Genomic DNA, 18,182 nt, shown 5'->3' on the forward strand with positions numbered 1-18,182 from the left:
ATTCTGAATATTAAAATTGTTTACAAAACGCTCAAGAGAGCACGCTTAGCCTCCGTCGGAAGCTTTAAGCATAAAAAACAGTATCTTATAATTTATTTATTTGAAGTTATTGTTACGCCATAAAGGCAATTTAAAAAATCCATAACAACTAAAACGCTCAACATTGTTATTTTATTTATTAAGCGATTTATAAAGAAAACTAACTCTTTTTAAATTTCATTAAAAGATTATGACTATATGAACAAAGCAACATGTGAACTAAAGTCACAATCTTAGAGTTTGGAGCTAAAAGATCATTAAAATTTCTGTGTAGACTACACGCCATTAAGTTAAAACACTTTCGATTGTTAACGCACGGTAAAATATAAATGGAAAATAGAGTTAGCGAGCCTATTTCTGATAGTCAACTACTTGATGTAGAATTATTAGGCAAACCTATTCATATCATTCGTGAGAAGCTCGATAATTTAATTTCAGAATCTTGCTCAAACCTTACGAATGAATTACAAAATTGGCTCAGCACAGGAAAAGTGGAAGCTAGCTTAACCTCAGTAGACTTGCACCGCTTTACATCGGTTGAGATGGACAAAGAGCAAACGTCGACCTATCAACATCAGGAAGGCGGCATGGTATTCATCCATGGTAACCCCCACACGCTAATAAAGTTGGCTGATAGATTTTATGGTGCAAGTGCAGAGCGTTCAGCCGCTACTCTGACGGCCAGTGACTTACGTTTACAAGAGCGCATCAGTCGAATCATCATCGGTTGGCTTGCTCCTGGTGAAATGTGGGACACGGGTGAGTATGAGACCCCTAGAGGTATTGGCATTAACGTTCAATTAAACATTGCATTTGACGATCATCAAGGCTCAATTCATCTCAAGCTAGATGGTCATCTTATTCAAACGCTGATCGAGCAGCTTGAACTGCAGCCTGATACCGATTTGTTTCAACCTTTCTGTCGTTCTTTAGAGACGACCCCCGTTCGACTGAACGTTGTTCTAAGTAAAAAGAAGATGCCTTTAAGTGATGTGGTTGGCTTACAACCCAACGATATTTTACCTATTGAGCTTCTTAACACGGTTCCAGTAAGCATTGGCAACCAATCTCTATTTACAGGTCGTATTGCCGAGCAAGACGGCCAACTTGTTTTGATCTTTAACCCTGATAAGGAACCGCAGCGATGAGCGAAGCGCTAGAAACTAATGCATTCGACGCAGAAGAACTGAACTTTGATGATTTTCAATTAGAAGACTTTGAAGCCGAAGATACGCTCCAACAAGAACCAGCCACTGCGGAACGTGACCTTAGCTTTTTCAAAAGCATTCCTGTCACAGTCACGCTGGAAGTTGCGAGTAAGGAGATCCCACTTGGGGACTTAATGAAAGCGGGTGAAGGCACGGTTATCGAGTTGGAAAAGCTCAATGGCGAGCCTTTAGACGTGAAAGTAAACGGTTCTCTTATGGGCCACGCTGAAGTTGTCGTTGTCAATGATAAGTATGGACTTCGTCTGATCGATGTACATGACTCTGCATTGAGTGGCGTTGGTCAATAATCTTAGGTAGGCATCACAATGAAAAATCTGAGCGCTTGGCACCGTTGGTTACCTCTTTTGGTATTGGTGTCACTTTTGTTTGCTTTCCCAACAATGGCGGCTGACAACGGCTTAACTATCTTGTCCGTTTCTGATGGCGACACACAACAAGAATACAGCGTTAAACTGCAAATTCTGTTGTTGATGACGGCGCTCAGTTTTCTTCCAGCATTTATTTTGATGGCGACGAGCTTTACTCGAATTGTCGTTGTCCTTGCGATTTTGCGCCAAGCTCTTGGTCTTCAACAAAGCCCACCTAACAGAGTGTTGGTCGGGATCGCTCTCGCATTGACGTTACTGATTATGCGCCCTGTCTGGAGCGATATTTATGAAAATGCGTTTCAGCCATACGACAACGGCGAAATCACGCTAATACAGGCTTTTTCTGTTGCAGAGAAACCAGTGAGAGAGTTCATGCTGGCACAGACGCACCAAAGCTCTCTTGAACAAATGTTACGTATTGCCAATGAGCCTCTCGACCAAAACGTTGAGGATATTTCATTTGCCGTTGTCTTGCCTGCATTTGTCATTAGTGAACTAAAAACCGCCTTCCAAATTGGTTTTATGCTTTTCATCCCGTTTTTGGTCATCGACTTGGTTGTCGCCAGTGTCCTGATGGCAATGGGTATGATGATGCTATCACCTTTAATTGTCTCACTTCCCTTTAAGTTGGTGGTATTTGTACTCGTGGATGGTTGGGCAATGACAGTTGGCACCTTATCTGCCAGCTTCGGTTAACTAGGAGCAGTTATGACCCCAGAACTAACCGTAACGTTATTTTCCGATGCAGTATGGCTGATCATTTTGATGGTTGCCGTATTGGTTGTTCCAGGCTTAATTGTCGGTTTGTGTATCGCCGTATTTCAGGCTGCCACACAAATCAACGAGCAAACACTCAGCTTTTTGCCACGTTTGCTCGTTACCTTATTAATGGTGATTTTTGCAGGTCACTGGATGCTCCGTAAGATCATGGAACTGTTTGATTTCTTGTTCCACAACATACCAGGGATGATTGGCTAATGGCCATCACATTTGCAGAGCTCTCGGCGATACTCGGTCAACTCTGGTGGCCGTTTTTTCGTGTGGGAGCCGTATTTATTTCAATGCCTTTCTTTGGTGATGCGATTATTCCAGTTTGGGTTCGTACTTTACTGGCCCTCTCGATCGTTGTCATTACTGGACCGTTAATGCCACCCATGCCACAAGTCGAGTTATTCTCTATGACTTCCCTGTTCCTTGCTTTTGAGCAAGCTATTTGGGGGGTAATGTTTGGGTTAATTTTGCACATGCTCTTTAACGTTTTCACCATGCTTGGTCAGGTGATTTCTCTGCAAATGGGCTTAGGTATGGCGATGATGAATGATCCTATTAACGGGCTTTCTGTCGCCATTTTGGGACGCATATTTCTGATTTTCTCAACCTTGTTGTTTCTTGCGCTAGAAGGACACTTACTCGTCATAGATATCGTGATTCAAAGCTTTGTTGTTTGGCCAGTCGGATCTGGTATCACATCGCTTTCTCTGCAAGGTGTTGTCAATATTTTCGGTTGGATGTTTGCCTCTTCACTAGCTTTGGCTTTGCCCGCTATTGTTTCCATGCTTCTAGCCAACATCAGTTTTGGTGTAATGAACCGAGCCGCACCATCACTTAATGTCTATGCGTTAGGTTTTCCTATGACGATGCTGCTGGGTCTATTCAGCGTATTAATCTCAGTTTCTGGTGTTCCTGGTCGCTACACGGCGCTCGTTCACGACACCATTAGACACTTGAGTAACTTTATGTTGGGGGGAGCATGAGCGATCAATCTTCTCAAGACAAAACTGAAAAAGCCTCACCGCAGAAGGTAAAGAAAGCCCGCCAGGAAGGACAAATTCCTCGCGCGAAAGAGTTTACTACTGCGGTAATATTTCTAGCGGTGGCGCTCTACTTTTACTCTCAGCTTAATAGTATTTGGGAAAGCATGTCGGGGATCTTTCGCTACAACATGATGCTGACGCGAGCCGACCTAGAAAATCCTAAACAACTTGTCGAGCAATTGGGACAAAGTTTAGCGGTCATCATCGACATGCTATTACCATTGTTTACCGTCATTATTATCGTGACCTGTGGTAGTAGCCTTGTGCTAGGCGGCTGGATGTTCCGTCCCGCGAACGTGATGCCAAAGCTGAGCAAAATTAATCCTTTGAGCGGGATAAAGCGCATTTTTTCGACCCGCTCAGTGGTTGAGCTCTTAAAGTCGACGTTCAAAGTAGCCGTGATCTTCGGCATCTTATATGGCTATTTAGACAACCACTTACAGCCATTACTTGGCATGCAAAATCTCCCGCTCAGCCAAGGTTTTTCTCTAGTAATGTCAATTCTGTTTGAAGGCTTACTCTTAATGGGCTTCGCCTTGTTGTTATTTGGGGTTATCGACATTCCTTATCAGCGTTGGGAACACCTAAAAGAACTCCGCATGACGAAACAAGAATTGAAAGAGGAATTTAAAAATAATGAAGGTCGTCCGGAAGTAAAACAACGTATTCGTCAAATACAGCAACAGTTTGCGCGCCGTAAGATCGATAAAATGGTGCCGACGGCTGACGTGATCATCACAAACCCAACGCACTACGCAGTCGCACTGAAATACGAGCCTTCGCTCTCTGACGCGCCCTTTGTCGTCGCAAAAGGCGTAGACGAAACTGCTATGCACATTCAACGTATCGCCCGAGAAAACAAAGTGGAAATCATTAACTCCCCGCCACTTACCCGTTCGATTTATCACACGACGGCGATTGAACAAGCAATCCCAAGCCAACTGTACATCGCAGTGGCACATATTCTTACTTACGTTTTGCAATTGAAAGCCTTTCGTAAAGGTGAGGGAAAAGAGCCAATTCCTTTACCTCATTTTTCGATTCCAAAACATTTGCAGCACTGATTAACCCGCGTTTATCCAAGGACACGAAAGTATGCTTAACCGGTTAAAACAACTTCAAACATCAACCAAAGGCTACGTTGGCATTCCAATCGTCTTGCTAATGATATTAGCAATGGTGATTCTTCCTTTGCCTCCTCTGCTACTGGATGCGCTGTTTACCTTTAATATCGTCTTAGCAATCCTAGTATTGCTGGTCAGCACAACCGCAAAGCGACCATTAGATTTCTCTGTTTTTCCAACTATTTTGCTGGTCGCAACATTATTACGTCTCACATTGAACGTGGCTTCTACGCGAATTGTACTCCTAGAAGGACATAATGGTGGTGACGCAGCGGGTAAGGTCATTCAAGCATTCGGTGAAGTCGTCATTGGCGGTAACTACGTCGTTGGTATGGTGGTTTTTGTTATCTTGATGATCATCAACTTCGTCGTAATCACCAAAGGTGGTGAACGTATTTCTGAGGTTTCAGCCCGCTTTACGTTGGATGCCCTACCAGGCAAACAAATGGCAATTGATGCAGACTTAAACGCTGGCCTTATCGATCAGGAAACGGCTCGCTTACGCCGTAAAGAAGTCGCCAACGAAGCCGATTTTCATGGTTCGATGGATGGTGCATCAAAGTTTGTGCGTGGCGATGCCATCGCAGGTTTGTTGATTCTGTTTATCAATATCATTGGTGGTATCAGCATTGGTGTCTTCGAGCATGGACTCGCTGCGTCTGACGCCTTTAAAACTTATGCCCTACTCACAATCGGTGATGGTCTAGTTGCTCAAATTCCTTCACTACTATTGGCAACGGCTGCCGCGATTATCGTTACGCGAATTAATGATAGCGATAATGGCATGTCGGAAACCATGCAAAAGCAATTACTGGCAACTCCTGCAACGCTATTTACTGTCGCAGGTATTATGGCGGTAATCGGTATGGTACCGGGTATGCCACACCTAGCCTTTTTTGCGTTTGCTGGCGCATTAGCGTTCGCAGGGTGGCGTCAAACCAAGAAGCCAGTGCAAGACTCCCAGATTGAAGAGGTCGAAGCACTTTCACAAGCAATGCAAGACGATGATACACCGCTGACATGGGATGATATTCCTCACGTCCAAACATTATCACTTGCGCTTGGTTACCGACTCGTCCATCTAGTCAATAAAGAACAAGGGGCACCTTTATCACAACGAATTCGCGGTGTGCGTCGAAACCTTTCTGAACAAGTTGGCTTTTTATTACCTGAAGTTCGTATTCGTGACAATCTGAGCCTCAAGCCAAACCAATACACAATTTCTCTAAATGGCGAAGTCATTGAGCAAGGTTTTATTGAACCAGAGCGTTTAATGGCGATAGCGGTTGGCGAAACTTACGGTGAGGTAGATGGCATTTTGGGTAGCGATCCTGCTTATCAGTTGCCGGCTGTGTGGATTGAGCATCAAGATAAAGCAAAAGCACTTAATATGGGTTACCAAGTTGTCGATGATGGCACTGTTATTGCCACTCATATTAGTAAAATCATGAAGACAAACCTTGCAGAATTGTTTACGCACGACGATGTGGAAGCAATAACCCAGCGTTTGACACAACAAGCCCCGAAACTAGCAGAAGCATTAGCAGCAGCACTTAATCCAGCACAGCAGCTGAAAGTATATCGCCAGCTTTTATTGGACCAAGTGCCACTAAAAGATATTCGCACGATTGCCAACACAATGTTGGAATCCGCGGAAAATACAAAGGACCCGATCCTACTTGCATCTGATGTACGCTGTGCACTAAAGCGTACGCTTGTTAACTTAATTGCAGGACAAAAGAACGAATTAAATGTCTACGCACTGTCTGATGAGTTAGAACAAATGCTACTAACTTCACTGCAACAAGCACAATCTTCTGGTACGGTAACACTAGATAGCTTCCCAATTGAGCCAAACATTCTTGGTCAGTTCCAACAAAACTTGCCATTGATTAGACAACAGCTTAAACAACAGGGGCTACCTCCGATCCTTCTCGTTATGCCACAGCTGCGCCCTCTTCTAGCGCGTTACGCTCGCACATTTACACAAGGGCTGGCAGTATTGTCTTACAACGAAATCCCAGAAAACAAACAAATCAATGTGGTAGGAAACCTTGGTTAATCTTATTTCAACACATGCGATGTACGAACATTTGGTTGGTCTCGCAGTACAACACATCGTCACGGATGACGATCAATTAGTCTTTGATGCTTTAAAACACAATGATGTCCAACACGCATGCCAAGCAATTAGGGAAGCTCAATCAGGGGAAGTAGAATTCCAACACCTGACGTTGAGATTTGGTATGCGTGGAGAACAAAGTGTCTATCAGTTCAAACTCTCTGAACAAATGCAGTACTGCCTGGATTTGTTCAGTCTTTACCTTGCACTAAGACAAACACAATTTCAGTTAGAAGCCTTTCATCACGACTTGATTAGTAATGTTGTCGTGCCGATTCGCGTGGATGCATTACTTTGGGAGCCTGGGGTTTATTTTCTCGAACAGACGATTCAATTCCACTCTTCTGCTTTTCAACATGTGATTCCTTCTCTTCAAGCTGATGAAACGTTATGTGATAGTGATAAAGTCGCCACACTCACCAAAAAGTTAAAAGAGAATGCATATTCACTTTGGTTTGAAGTCGCGACATCGCAAGTGAACTTCGAGCGCGTCGCAGACTTTAGTCCCGATATGATCAAATTGTCAGTCACACTAGAGGATAAAGAAGAAAGACACGCTTTCCTACCTATTGCTAAGTTCTTAAGAAAGCATAAATATACTTGGGTTGCCGGACGTGTAGCGAGTCAAACGGAACTTAACCGCTATCGTTTATTGGGTGCCAGTTATTATTTTGGTTATTTCAGCGATATCCCAACCTCTCTCTCCTTTCAGTCTTTTGATGAGGAATAGTTGAAACTCAACCATTTATATTTAAAACAGCACGATTTATTCGTGCTGTTTTTTTATTTATAACGGATAACCACAAGACCATTGGGCAATAGTTTCTTTTACTTAACTAAAAAATTTAGGCTTATATGATGATTTTCCCGGTTTTCATGGAATACAAATCACTAAAAATCATCAATTTTTATCTTTTTTAGAAATTTTTTAATTTTCAAATTAATCATTAAAGCCGACCGACCGCCTCTAGTTAGTGACAAGGGAATATCCCGAGGCCTGAAAGATATAGTGACTAACTAAGGAGACTAAGATGGCTTTATCAATGCACACTAACTACGCTTCGCTTGTAACTCAAAACACAATGAACACAACAAGCGGACTTCTAAACACAGCAATGGAACGTCTAAGCACAGGCTACCGTGTGAACTCAGCTGCTGATGACGCTGCTGGTCTTCAAATTGCTAACCGTCTAGAAGCGCAAACACGCGGCATGTCAGTAGCAATGCGTAACGCACAAGACGGCATCTCTATGATGCAAACTGCTGAAGGTGCGATGGATGAAATGACAAACATCGTTTACCGTATGAACGACCTTGCTACACAATCGTTGAACGGTTCAAACAGTGCAACAGACCGTGCGTCTCTTAACAAAGAGTTCACACAGCTTACTGCAGAACTAAACAACATCGTAGACAACACTAAGTTCGGTGGTCAAAACCTTCTTAAAGGCGGCGGCTTCGGTGCAGGTGACGTAACATTCCAAATCGGTGCATCTTCTGCTGAAACATTGACTGTAAGCGCAAGCGCAGGTATCGGTGAAATCACTACTATTCTTGCTGATGCAGCAATTACAGATGGTATCGATGACGCGACTAAAGCAAAAGCAGCACTAGACAAAATCAGCGGCGCTGACGGTCTAGTAGAAAAAATTGGTAGCTCTCGTGCAGACTTCGGTGCGAACATCAACCGTCTTGAGCACACTATGGCTAACCTTGGTAACATGGTAGAAAACGTTACAGCATCTAAAGGTCGTATCATGGATACAGACTTTGCAGTAGAGTCTTCAAACATGACTAAGAACCAAATGTTGATGCAAGCAGGTACAACTGTTCTGTCTCAAACTAACCAGCTTCCAAGCATGGCAATGTCACTACTACGCTAATTACTTAGTTAATAGTGCGCTTAATTTAAATCGTCTTAATTATAAAGCCTTCCTATGGAAGGCTTTATTTTTATCTACGAATATAAATAGAGCTCGTATTATCTTTGTGAGATTCAGGTACTCTGAATCCGAATTTCAACATAATATTAAATAAAACCTTATTAAACAGTTCTAATTCTATCGTCTCTAATTTGCTTCCTATTTTACTATCTCTAAGTTCAGGAAAATTGAACTTAGCTTCCTTTAAGATACTAGCTATCTCATCAGAATTGATGCTCTGTTTACTTAATAGTTTTTTGTTAATGAACTCTTCATATGCACGAGCACACTTCATCAATCGCAACGCAAATTCATTCATAACTGACATTCTTTGAAACGTAAAAATTTAATTTTTAGTGAGAACACTTGCACGTCACACTATCAAAAATAATATCAGAACGTAATTAATGTACTCTGTAAGAATTATCTGAATCAAGCTGAAGTAAAGGCTGAATATAACGTCTAATTAAAACATCTCTCCTAATTAGAACCGTCAATACAATTAAATATTTTCTTTGTTTAGGTCGCCTTTTCTTATAAGGAAATTACTTTTTCCATGGAGGAAGGCGGAACAAACAAGGTGGAAACACCACTTCCTCCCAAGAAAACAAAATAGCTTTAAACCTTTGTTTTAGTTGAATTTAATATACGGCACGTATCTTGCCACTGATAATTAAACTAAGGCGTAGCATTCAAAGTATTCAAGCCAATAAGAGATGAGAGGAGCACACCTCATGAGTTCTTTAGACCCAGTAAAAATGGCAACCCAATTCGCACAATTGGACACAAACCCATTCAAAAACCGTTACCAAGCGCAAGCTAATGTGTACCAGTCACAACTGTCAGCTTTTAATAAAGTTGAAAGCGCACTACGTGATTTTCGTACTGCAATGAAAGAGATGAATAACAGCACAAACAGCATCATCAAAAACAGTGCGACACTCTCTCAAGAAGGTAACTTTACTGCAAACGCGGATGCTAAAGCGCTAACGGGTAACTATCAGATTTTTGTAGAAAAAGTGGCAACGGCGCATCAAGTATCTACAGGAATGCCGGCAGACCTTGAGGCAACGACAGAAGTACCAACAACTGGATCTTTAGAATTCACCATCAACGGTGAAACAATGACTCTAGACTTGTCCTCCGTTGATGTTAATGGTGACGGCACTGCAACGATCAGTGATTTAGCAAGCGCGATTAACAATCACACGGATAACCCTGGCGTTAACGCCACTCTAGTTCGCTCGAATGGTCAAACACACTTTATGCTATCGAGCACTGAGACTGGTGTCGAGAATAAGATCAACGTATCTGCAACGGGTACTGGCCAAGCGTGGTTTGAAGACGCCTTCACCAACCTCAAGCAAATTAACGCTCCACAAGATGCGGTTATGTGGCTAGGTGCAAAAGACTCAGGCCTGAAACTAACCAACGCAAGTAATACTTTTGAAGGTGTCATCGACGGTGTTGACATTACCGTATCTAAACCGCAAGCCGCGGGAGATTCGCCAATCGGTTTAAAAATTGGAGCTGATAGCGAAGGCACTAAAGAACAACTAGATAAGTTTGTGGAAACCTACAATGCCCTTGTTTCGACTATCGATCAGTACACCCAAATTGGCGGTGAAGATCAGAAACGCGGCGTGCTCGCTAGCGACTCGACATTGCGTTCTATTGAGAGTCAGTTAACGGGGTTAATCCGAGGTGAACACAATGGTATGCGCCTAAGCGAAATCGGCGTGAGCCTAGACCGCAACGGTAAAATGAAAGTTGATCAAGAAAAGTTCAAAGAAGCTCAACAAACAAACAGCGCAGGCTTAGAGGCGTTGTTTAATGGGGATGACGCTTTGCTAGATTCTCTTGACGCAATGGTAGAGCCTTTCTTGAAGTTCTCATCAGGTACCTTCAGCACGCGTAAAGACGCAATACAGTCAAGCTTAGACCGAATCAAAGATAAACAAACCAATTTAGAGCGTAAGTACGAAATGTCGTACAACCGCTACCTCAAACAATTCACTCAAATGAATTCAATTATGACCCAAATGAACCAAACCATGTCCATGTTTAAAGCTCAAAAATAAGACATTTGGTTCCAAATTTAGGAGAAATATTCATGCTTATGGATTCTGGTTACGATTCGTACCAACAAGTCGATCTCGACGCTCAAGCGGCAGCAGCAAATCCACACCAATTGGTCATCATGTTAATCGATGGCCTACTCAATGAAGTTGAACGTATTCGCGGCCACCTAGCCGCAAATCGTTTGGCCGAGAAAGGGAATGGAATCAACAAATGCATGAACATCTTGATTGGACTAACAAGTGCTTTAGATGATGAAAACGGCGGTGAAATTGCGGAAAACCTACGCCAGCTATATGACTTCTGCCAAGTCGAACTTTATTACGCTAGCGTGCAAAACGATGCAAATCGCTTGGTTAACGTTGAGCGTGTAATGGGTAACATTCGTGAAGGTTGGATGAATTTTGGACAACAAGCATAAAGTATCGCCAGAGCGATTCCGTCATTTATCTCAGCTCATCCAGTTCGCCGCAAAAACGGCCGATTGGCATGCGCTCAAGCGGTACGACTTGCAGTTGCGAGAGCTTTTGATCAGTCACAAGCCTTTTTTGAAAGATCCTAAGCTTGCACCTGAAATCCAGCGAGCGAAAACAGTGCACGCTAATGCCTTCGCAGTATTAGAGAAGTCGACCAACGAGTTGAAAAAAGAGATGAACATGGTCAATGACCATCAAGAACGCGCTATGGCCTATCAATTAGCAATGACCATGGAGCTAACTCAATGATCATACCTTCTTCAACTCAGCACTCAGTTAATTCGCCAGCTAACAATGAGGGTCACATCAAGCAAGCGAGCTCGGTACACGGCTTTTCTCATGGTTTTAAATCAGGGAACAAGCAGAATGGTGAGCAAGACTTTAACTCTGCGTCAGAGGTACCGAGTTTTCACCTTACGGCCTCTACTTTGAACAGCGCAAACAAAGTACAAAGTCATGGTTTTGATACTGATGACCGCTCAGCTTCAGATCCGGATGCCAACTTGACCAGTACACCAGGGTTAACAGAATCGACTGATCTTGCAGCGCAAGCTCAAGCTTTAACCCAGGGTATGATTACCATGGCAGAGAAGCAGGCTGAGAAACTAGGAAAAGCGTCATCTTTAATGGCTGCGAGCGAAGTTAAGTCTGTTACTCAAGATTCGTCTAACGCCATGTTAAACACATCATCAAAACAAGATGTGAAGCAAAGTCTGCCGACTTCATCGAGTTCGCGTTTGCCTATCTCCGGTGCTGAGTTTCAAACTCTTTTGAATCAACCTGTTCAAGGGCAACCAACCGCCTCTCTACTTCAAGCACAAGCTCCTACAACACAACCTGCACATTCACCGGTTGCGACGAGTCATGTTCAAGCTCAAGGCTCTGAGTGGGCAGCAGTGCGTGTTGATACCACTGCCGGAAAGTGGGGCGAGCAAATGATGCAAGTTTTACATGATCGCGTGACGCTCCAAGCTCAACAAAATGTACAAGAAGCAAAAATCCGCCTAGACCCACCAGACTTAGGGAAATTGGATTTACTTGTACGTGTTGAAGGTGACCGATTGAGTGTCCACATCAACGCCAATGCCGCAGCAACACGAGAAGCTTTAATGCAAGTTTCGGAACGATTGCGTACTGAGTTACAAGAGCAAAACTTCGTTCATGTCGATGTCAATGTTGGCTCTGATCAAAACCAAGGTCGAAATGACCCACATGCAAACGAAGAAGACGCCAATATTTTCGCCGCACGAGAATCTGGTGCATTCCAAACCACGACAACAACTAACTATTCAGAACACTGGCTAAGCACTCAAGCTTAGTGAATCTTCGAGGAAAAAGGTTATGACCAAACAACAAATGATCGCCCTGTTTATCGCCATGATCATCACCAGTGCCCTCGTTTCGGCCGTCACAATTATGGGCGGAATCTGGTACTTAAACAAACACGCTCAAGAGTCACCTGACTCTGGTTCACTGATCGAAGACTCTCCACTGTCTTTTTTGGTCACAGAACAACCGACAAGTAAAGGTCCTAGCTTCCATCCTTTGGACAAAGTCGTTTTGACCGTTAAAGGCAAGAAACAGACTCACTTTGTGATGCTAGAACTGGCAATTGAGACACGCCGTCCAGAGCGTATCAAAGAGATCGATGAATACATGCCTATGGTACAAAACTCTCTATTAAAACTGTTTAGCGACAAAACGTTTGATCAGTTACAGCAAGCGGGTGCCATCGATATTCTGCAAGACGAAGTGAAGCAAACGCTTCTACTCGCTTTTGCTAAAACAGACATCGTCCGAGAAATCGACGATGTTTTGTTGACTAAATATGTTGTGCAATAACGGAGCACAACCATGTTAGACATGAATGTACAAGACACTTACACCACAGAAGAGGAAGTGACAACACCGTCACGACCAATTGATGAAAACGCATTGCTACAACGTCATCAGGTCATGGTAAAACGCGTAGTTAACCAGCTGCGCGTTCATGCCACTTCTCACTGTAGTATTGAAGATATGCAGCAGATAGGCCTTATCGCTCTAGTCGAGGCTGGACGCCGATATGGCGATGTTGACGATCCTCACTTTCCTGCTTTCGCCGTTTGTCGAGTTCGGGGAGCTATTTTAGACGAATTACGCCGACTAGATTGGCGTTCACGTAAGACTCGTCAACAAGCCCACGAGCTCAACGACGTGACTCGAGATCTCACTCGAACGTTAGGTCGAATGCCAACGGATGCCGAAATCATCCAGGCTTTAGGGACGAATGAGCAAGATTATTACAACCGCCAAAATGCCGCTCTCGCAGGCGAGATGCAAAGCCTTGACCAACTGATGGAGAGCAGCGGTGATAGCTACATTGGCGGGCAATACGATGGCATGGAACATGAACATATTCGTCGTAGTTTAGACAGTGCTTTGGGTAAATTACCTAAGCGCGATCAACTGCTCCTGACTCTGTTCTATCAACATGAACTCAACTTACACGAAATAGCTCTGGTATTGGATCTGACACCACCTCGTATATGTCAGCTTCACAAACAAGCGCTGAAACAACTCAACCAATTAATGTCCTCTTAGGAGTCACAAGATGCAAAAGTTTTTTGGAGTGCTCACTATCCTGGTGTGCGTCTTCGGTGGATATATGTGGGCCGGTGGTAGCTTAGGTGCTATCTGGCAGCCAGCCGAATTCCTTATCATTATTGGCGCCGCTGCTGGTTCTTTGATCATCGGTAATCCGCCTCATGTACTGAAAGAAATGCGTCGCCAAGTGCCAGCGACCATTAAAGGTCCAACAGAAGAGCATGAGTACTACATGGAATTAATGGCACTACTCAACAACTTGCTAGAGACAGCGAGAAACCGCGGATACAAGTTTCTGGATTCTCATATTGAGGCTCCGGAGCAAAGCTCTATGTTCCTCGCTTACCCGACGATTGCAGAAGATCATCGCCTAATTTCTTTCATTACTGACAATTTACGTTTAATGGCAATGGGACAGATGTCGCCTCATGAATTAGAGGGACTGCTAGAGCAAGAAATCGAAGCAATACAGAACGAAATGCTTTTACCTTCACGCTCACTACAGCGTACAGCAGAAGCACTACCTGGCTTCGGTATTCTTGCAGCAGTTGGTGGCATCATTATCACCATGCAAGCTATTGATGGCTCAATCGCTATGATTGGTTATCACGTTGCGGCAGCTCTCGTTGGTACATTCATTGGTATTTTCGGTTGTTACTGTGGCTTAGATCCACTAAGTAACGCCATGGCTCAGCGAGTAAAACGTAATATGACTGCTTTTGAGTGCGTTCGTGCAACCTTGGTTGCCTACGTAGCGAAAAAGCCGACATTGCTCGCCATTGACGCTGGTCGTAAACATATTCAGCTAGACATCAAACCAACATTCAACCAAATGGAGAAGTGGTTAGCTGAACAGGAGGGATAATGCAAAAACAAGAGCATGTAGTGTTCAAACGTGCCAAAGTATACAGCCATGATGAGTCGTCTCATGGCGGCGCGTGGAAAGTCGCGTTTGCTGACTTCATGATCGCCCTAATGGCGCTGTTTCTTGTACTTTGGGTTATGCAGGTGGTAGACAAAGAAGAGCGTAAAGCGATTGTTGCCCACTTGCATAGTTCAAGCGTATTCGACAAGAGTTACGGCAACCCATTTGATACGTCACAAAGTATTTCTCCTATCGACTTGGCACAGGACTCTTCTGTGCCAAGTAAACACAACTCCAACCATGTGGTAAGCTCTTACTTTAAAGGTGATGGGGATGGACCAGAAATTGATTCTTTGATTCCTGGTAACTTCGATACTCAAGAGCAACTTGCCGCACTAGCGAAAGTAATTGAGCAAATGACTGCCCAAATTAATGCGCAGGGAAATGTAAACGTCACGGTGACACCACAAGGTTTGCGTATCGTCCTTCAAGATGATTACAAACAGCATATGTTCAGCCGTGGTGGTGCAGAACTTACTCCTTTTTTTGAAGATTTACTGCTCGCACTAGCACCTGTATTTCATCGTGTTAACAACCCTCTGATCATCAGCGGACACACAGATGCAATTCCATTTAAAAAGCGTTTTGGTCGTCAATCTAACTGGGCGTTATCAGCCTCTCGAGCAGACGTAGCAAGAAATACGTTAGTTGAAGGCGGTATGCCAGATGATAGAGTAATGCAGGTAACGGGTATGTCAGATAGAGCGCTGCTTAATCCTGATGAGCCAGATTCTAGCGAAAACCGTCGTATTGAGCTGTTTGTTTTAACGACTCCTGCAGCTAAAGTGCTTGAGACCCTTTTTGGCAACCACCAAGAAAGTGAACTGCAAAAAGCGAAAGATAAGGCTGAATTTAACCAACCAGTCATTCGTCAAGAAGTCATCAATTACTCCGGCGATACCGCCACCAGCGAAGTAAAAATTCAAGAATTATAATCTTAAAAGGTCACCACTCTGATGGTGACCTCTCTAACCAAAGCCTCTGTTACTGTGACTTTTTAGTTGAGTTCTATATGCACATAACATCATCCGAAAAAAGAAAAAGCGACTTACTGAAGAAAGCCTTTTTATGGCTCATTGTCTTCGATTACCTTTTATTGGCGTTTTTCTTAACTCAGCTATCAAGTATGACACTAAACAGCGGAACCATGATCAGCTTGTTACTTGTTGTTTATAACGTCTTACTTGTTTCGCTATGCTTTCAACGAACCAACAAGCAGGACTCTTACATTATCTACCCTGTTTTGTCCGCAACGTTATTAGCATTTGTCTGCTTTCTTTACTTCTTTTTTTTAATTTAGCTCCCCGACTCGACCATTGATTTTATTTTTACTGCTTTTTCGAAGTGGTCGAGCTGATGAGTCTGAATCCACCACGTAGCCGCTTCCATCAACAGCTCTGGGTCATCATTTTTATTAGCGAAAAACGCATAAAAAGAGAGACCAACCAATTCACCTTTACTCGAGATCTTTTTGTCACAGATCTCTATAATTTTGTCTCTCAGCGAAGCTCTCATTTCTAATCCCTTAACCTAGTACATACTCACTAACCATACGGTTGAAAGAAATCAAATCAAACGAGCCTTTAATTTCAAAACGCACTCTTCCCACCTCACTCATGAAGAACTCGATTTCACAATCCAAATCAAAAGTACCAGAGGTCTCGATAGAAAATGCATTGATCTTACTGTAAGGCAAAGAAGTGTAATCCACTTTTGAGCCGGTAATCCCTTGCACATTTGCCGCTATCACTCGCTTGTTCGTAAACACCACTTGGTCACGAACTGTTTTAAAAGCAGCGAAAATAGTCTCACCATCAATCAAGAACTTAAGGAAGTCTTCTCTGGCATTAGAAACGTCAATCGGCTTAAGCTTAAATACAGAGGAATTGTCGAAATCAATCATAATTAATCCTTTGAGTGGGCGTTAGAACGATTTATCAACGTATCAGATAGCACCACTTTTGCCTACTCGCAACACACGTTTCTGCTTGATTCGCCCAACAACGAAGCGTCACTCACTTCCACCCTTGCATCCATTGCTCAGAGTCTTTTAGGTCTTGCCAGTTCATCTCTCGGTCGCGTTTACTCATGACTGCCTCGATGACACATCTCACAACGTTACCATCTTCATCTAGTTCCATTTCCGTCACGACAAAATGCTTCTCTTTGTTTTTAGGTGAAATTGCCGTCCATTTACTGTGCAATAGTTTCTTAGGGTGGATTCTGTTCATCGCATTGTACCAATTTAACTACCATGTTGATGTATACGACTGAATACCAAGAGAGAATCAGATTTTGTTTTTGCAAACAGACAAAAGATAAAACCGCAAAAGAGATCACTCCCTTTCGCGGCTCTAACTACAATCCGACTAGGTCTTCTGACCATTCAGTCGAGGGTTTAGGTACTGACTTTGTAGCAACTGTAACCCTTTACCGACCAGAACAATCACTACCGCGCCAATCAGGACAGGCGTGAAGAGAAAACTCCATCCCTGCCCAGACGCCATGATCAAAATTGGATTTGCACCCGCAGGTGGATGAGTGGTCTTCGTAATCAGCATCGCAGAAACACCTAGCCCCGTCGCAATCGCGAGCGTGACCGGCGTGACGTCAACATACTGGCTAAACGCAATACCGATAGAGGCCGTGATGAAGTGACCAATGATCACGTTTTTGGGTTGAGCAAGAGGACTGCCAGGCACCCCAAACACCAGTACTGCGGTAGCACCAAATGGTGCCATCAGGAGTACAACCTCCGTCAGTGATACCTCAGCGTAGGACAATACGCCAATAGCCAACGTAGCGCCAAGCCCGGCAACCAACGATAAAATTAAATTATTCATAAACACCTCAAAGTAGACCGAATTGTCTACAAAATAAAATAGACAAATCTGTCTACCTTTGTCAATATGTGTTTATGGAACTTTTTGAGGACATAGTTATGAACAAAAAGAAACAGTTATTGATCGACACAGCTTTGTCACTGTTTTACAAACAAGGCATCAACTCTATTGGCATCAATGAAGTCCTCAATGTTTCCGGCGTAGCTAAACGCACGCTATATAACCATTTTGAGAGCAAAGAAGCGCTTATCATCGCCGCATTAGAACAACGCCACCAAGTATTTATGGAATGGTTGGAGGAAAAGCTTTCTTCAGCACAAACGTGCGCGGAGGTGATCGATCAGTTATTTACAGCACTCAACGGCTGGTTTCATGGCTCTGAAGAAAAGCTGGGCGAGTTTCGCGGTTGCTTTTTCATCAATACGTCCGCGGAATTCAGTGACGACAGTGGCGAGATCGCAACGTATTGCCGCTACCATAAGCAGCAAGTCAGAGAGCTAATTCAACGCTATCTCAAATCAGACAACGCTTCGTTACTCGATGCCATTTGCATCATGAAAGAGGGCGCGATCACTACCGCTTACATGACGAAAGAGTACGACAACGTCACGAAGAAATGCGTGACCATTTTGCACAAGCTTTAATGCGTTCAGGT

General features: G+C 43.5%; 24 protein-coding genes. 19 read left to right on the top strand and 5 right to left on the bottom strand.

Annotated elements, in window-relative coordinates:
* The first annotated feature begins 368 nt into the window (after positions 1-368).
* From R7R24_RS04440 to lafA, 9 genes are all read left to right on the top strand, one after another.
* The gene (locus tag R7R24_RS04440; protein WP_206946679.1) at positions 369-1,187 is read left to right on the top strand and encodes a FliM/FliN family flagellar motor switch protein; all 819 of its coding nucleotides are present in this window, start codon (positions 369-371) and stop codon (positions 1,185-1,187) included.
* Positions 1,184-1,555 (top strand): flagellar motor switch protein FliN, encoded by a 372-nt coding sequence (fliN, locus tag R7R24_RS04445; protein ID WP_005375038.1) that lies wholly within the window; start codon positions 1,184-1,186, stop codon positions 1,553-1,555. The genes R7R24_RS04440 and fliN overlap by 4 nt, the downstream gene beginning before the upstream one ends.
* Positions 1,556-1,573: 18 nt before the next feature.
* Positions 1,574-2,332, top strand: coding sequence for a flagellar type III secretion system pore protein FliP (gene fliP / locus R7R24_RS04450; protein WP_005375037.1), 759 nt, complete (start codon positions 1,574-1,576; stop codon positions 2,330-2,332).
* 12 nt (positions 2,333-2,344) lie between these two features.
* Positions 2,345-2,614: a flagellar biosynthesis protein FliQ gene (gene fliQ, locus R7R24_RS04455; protein ID WP_005375036.1), complete on the top strand. Its 270-nt coding sequence runs from the start codon at positions 2,345-2,347 to the stop codon at positions 2,612-2,614.
* Complete coding sequence (gene fliR, locus R7R24_RS04460; RefSeq protein ID WP_005375027.1) at positions 2,614-3,390, top strand: flagellar biosynthetic protein FliR; 777 nt, start codon at positions 2,614-2,616, stop codon at positions 3,388-3,390. The genes fliQ and fliR overlap by 1 nt, the downstream gene beginning before the upstream one ends.
* Positions 3,387-4,514: a flagellar biosynthesis protein FlhB gene (flhB, locus tag R7R24_RS04465; RefSeq protein WP_005375025.1), complete on the top strand. Its 1,128-nt coding sequence runs from the start codon at positions 3,387-3,389 to the stop codon at positions 4,512-4,514. The genes fliR and flhB overlap by 4 nt, the downstream gene beginning before the upstream one ends.
* 31 nt (positions 4,515-4,545) lie before the next feature.
* Positions 4,546-6,636 carry a flagellar biosynthesis protein FlhA gene (gene flhA, locus R7R24_RS04470; RefSeq protein WP_005375024.1) on the top strand — a complete coding sequence of 697 codons (2,091 nt, stop codon included), beginning with the start codon at positions 4,546-4,548 and terminating at the stop codon, positions 6,634-6,636.
* A 19-nt stretch (positions 6,637-6,655) separates the two neighbouring features.
* Entirely contained in the window at positions 6,656-7,426 is a 771-nt protein-coding gene (locus tag R7R24_RS04475) for an EAL domain-containing protein (protein ID WP_017633491.1), read from the top strand.
* A 301-nt stretch (positions 7,427-7,727) separates the two neighbouring features.
* Entirely contained in the window at positions 7,728-8,579 is an 852-nt protein-coding gene (lafA, locus tag R7R24_RS04480; RefSeq protein ID WP_005375019.1) for a lateral flagellin LafA, read from the top strand.
* 70 nt (positions 8,580-8,649) lie between these two features.
* On the opposite strand, the gene R7R24_RS04485 is transcribed toward lafA, so the two are convergent.
* The gene (locus R7R24_RS04485) at positions 8,650-8,937 is read right to left on the bottom strand and encodes a hypothetical protein (protein ID WP_005375016.1); all 288 of its coding nucleotides are present in this window, start codon (positions 8,935-8,937) and stop codon (positions 8,650-8,652) included.
* 415 nt (positions 8,938-9,352) lie between these two features.
* On the opposite strand from R7R24_RS04485, the gene fliD reads away from it, so the two are divergent.
* The 9 genes from fliD to R7R24_RS04530 all read left to right on the top strand — a co-directional run bounded on the left by fliD (position 9,353) and on the right by R7R24_RS04530 (position 15,984).
* Positions 9,353-10,699 (top strand): flagellar filament capping protein FliD, encoded by a 1,347-nt coding sequence (gene fliD / locus R7R24_RS04490; protein ID WP_042521679.1) that lies wholly within the window; start codon positions 9,353-9,355, stop codon positions 10,697-10,699.
* 32 nt (positions 10,700-10,731) lie between these two features.
* Entirely contained in the window at positions 10,732-11,118 is a 387-nt protein-coding gene (gene fliS / locus R7R24_RS04495) for a flagellar export chaperone FliS (RefSeq protein ID WP_054579361.1), read from the top strand.
* Positions 11,102-11,422 carry a hypothetical protein gene (locus tag R7R24_RS04500; RefSeq protein WP_005375013.1) on the top strand — a complete coding sequence of 107 codons (321 nt, stop codon included), beginning with the start codon at positions 11,102-11,104 and terminating at the stop codon, positions 11,420-11,422. Before fliS ends, R7R24_RS04500 begins: the two co-directional genes overlap by 17 nt.
* Entirely contained in the window at positions 11,419-12,492 is a 1,074-nt protein-coding gene (locus tag R7R24_RS04505) for a flagellar hook-length control protein FliK (protein WP_054579362.1), read from the top strand. The genes R7R24_RS04500 and R7R24_RS04505 overlap by 4 nt, the downstream gene beginning before the upstream one ends.
* Before the next feature lie 22 nt (positions 12,493-12,514).
* Positions 12,515-13,015: a flagellar basal body-associated protein FliL gene (gene fliL / locus R7R24_RS04510; RefSeq protein ID WP_005375011.1), complete on the top strand. Its 501-nt coding sequence runs from the start codon at positions 12,515-12,517 to the stop codon at positions 13,013-13,015.
* A gap of 12 nt (positions 13,016-13,027) precedes the next feature.
* Positions 13,028-13,756: a FliA/WhiG family RNA polymerase sigma factor gene (locus tag R7R24_RS04515; protein ID WP_005375008.1), complete on the top strand. Its 729-nt coding sequence runs from the start codon at positions 13,028-13,030 to the stop codon at positions 13,754-13,756.
* 10 nt (positions 13,757-13,766) lie between these two features.
* Positions 13,767-14,624: a flagellar motor stator protein MotA gene (gene motA, locus R7R24_RS04520; protein WP_005375006.1), complete on the top strand. Its 858-nt coding sequence runs from the start codon at positions 13,767-13,769 to the stop codon at positions 14,622-14,624.
* Positions 14,624-15,619: a flagellar motor protein MotB gene (locus tag R7R24_RS04525; protein ID WP_005375003.1), complete on the top strand. Its 996-nt coding sequence runs from the start codon at positions 14,624-14,626 to the stop codon at positions 15,617-15,619. Before motA ends, R7R24_RS04525 begins: the two co-directional genes overlap by 1 nt.
* A gap of 77 nt (positions 15,620-15,696) precedes the next feature.
* Positions 15,697-15,984, top strand: a complete 288-nt coding sequence (locus R7R24_RS04530) for a hypothetical protein (RefSeq protein WP_005375002.1) — start codon at positions 15,697-15,699, stop codon at positions 15,982-15,984.
* On the opposite strand, the gene R7R24_RS04535 is transcribed toward R7R24_RS04530, so the two are convergent.
* The 4 genes from R7R24_RS04535 to R7R24_RS04550 form a co-directional block, all read right to left on the bottom strand.
* Positions 15,981-16,199, bottom strand: a complete 219-nt coding sequence (locus R7R24_RS04535; protein WP_054579364.1) for a DUF6500 family protein — start codon at positions 16,197-16,199, stop codon at positions 15,981-15,983. The two genes, R7R24_RS04530 and R7R24_RS04535, sit on opposite strands and share 4 nt — an antisense overlap.
* Before the next feature lie 10 nt (positions 16,200-16,209).
* Positions 16,210-16,587, bottom strand: a complete 378-nt coding sequence (locus tag R7R24_RS04540; RefSeq protein ID WP_005386881.1) for a PH domain-containing protein — start codon at positions 16,585-16,587, stop codon at positions 16,210-16,212.
* Positions 16,588-16,699: 112 nt separating this feature from the next.
* Positions 16,700-16,915 (bottom strand): TIGR02450 family Trp-rich protein, encoded by a 216-nt coding sequence (locus R7R24_RS04545; protein ID WP_005374999.1) that lies wholly within the window; start codon positions 16,913-16,915, stop codon positions 16,700-16,702.
* Positions 16,916-17,053: 138 nt separating this feature from the next.
* Positions 17,054-17,527, bottom strand: a complete 474-nt coding sequence (locus R7R24_RS04550) for an HPP family protein (RefSeq protein ID WP_005386883.1) — start codon at positions 17,525-17,527, stop codon at positions 17,054-17,056.
* 98 nt (positions 17,528-17,625) lie between these two features.
* Between R7R24_RS04550 and R7R24_RS04555 the strand changes: the two genes are divergently transcribed.
* Positions 17,626-18,171, top strand: a complete 546-nt coding sequence (locus R7R24_RS04555) for a TetR/AcrR family transcriptional regulator (RefSeq protein WP_054574902.1) — start codon at positions 17,626-17,628, stop codon at positions 18,169-18,171.
* Positions 18,172-18,182 lie beyond the last annotated feature (11 nt).

It is taken from the genome of Vibrio sp. 704 (assembly GCF_033339295.1).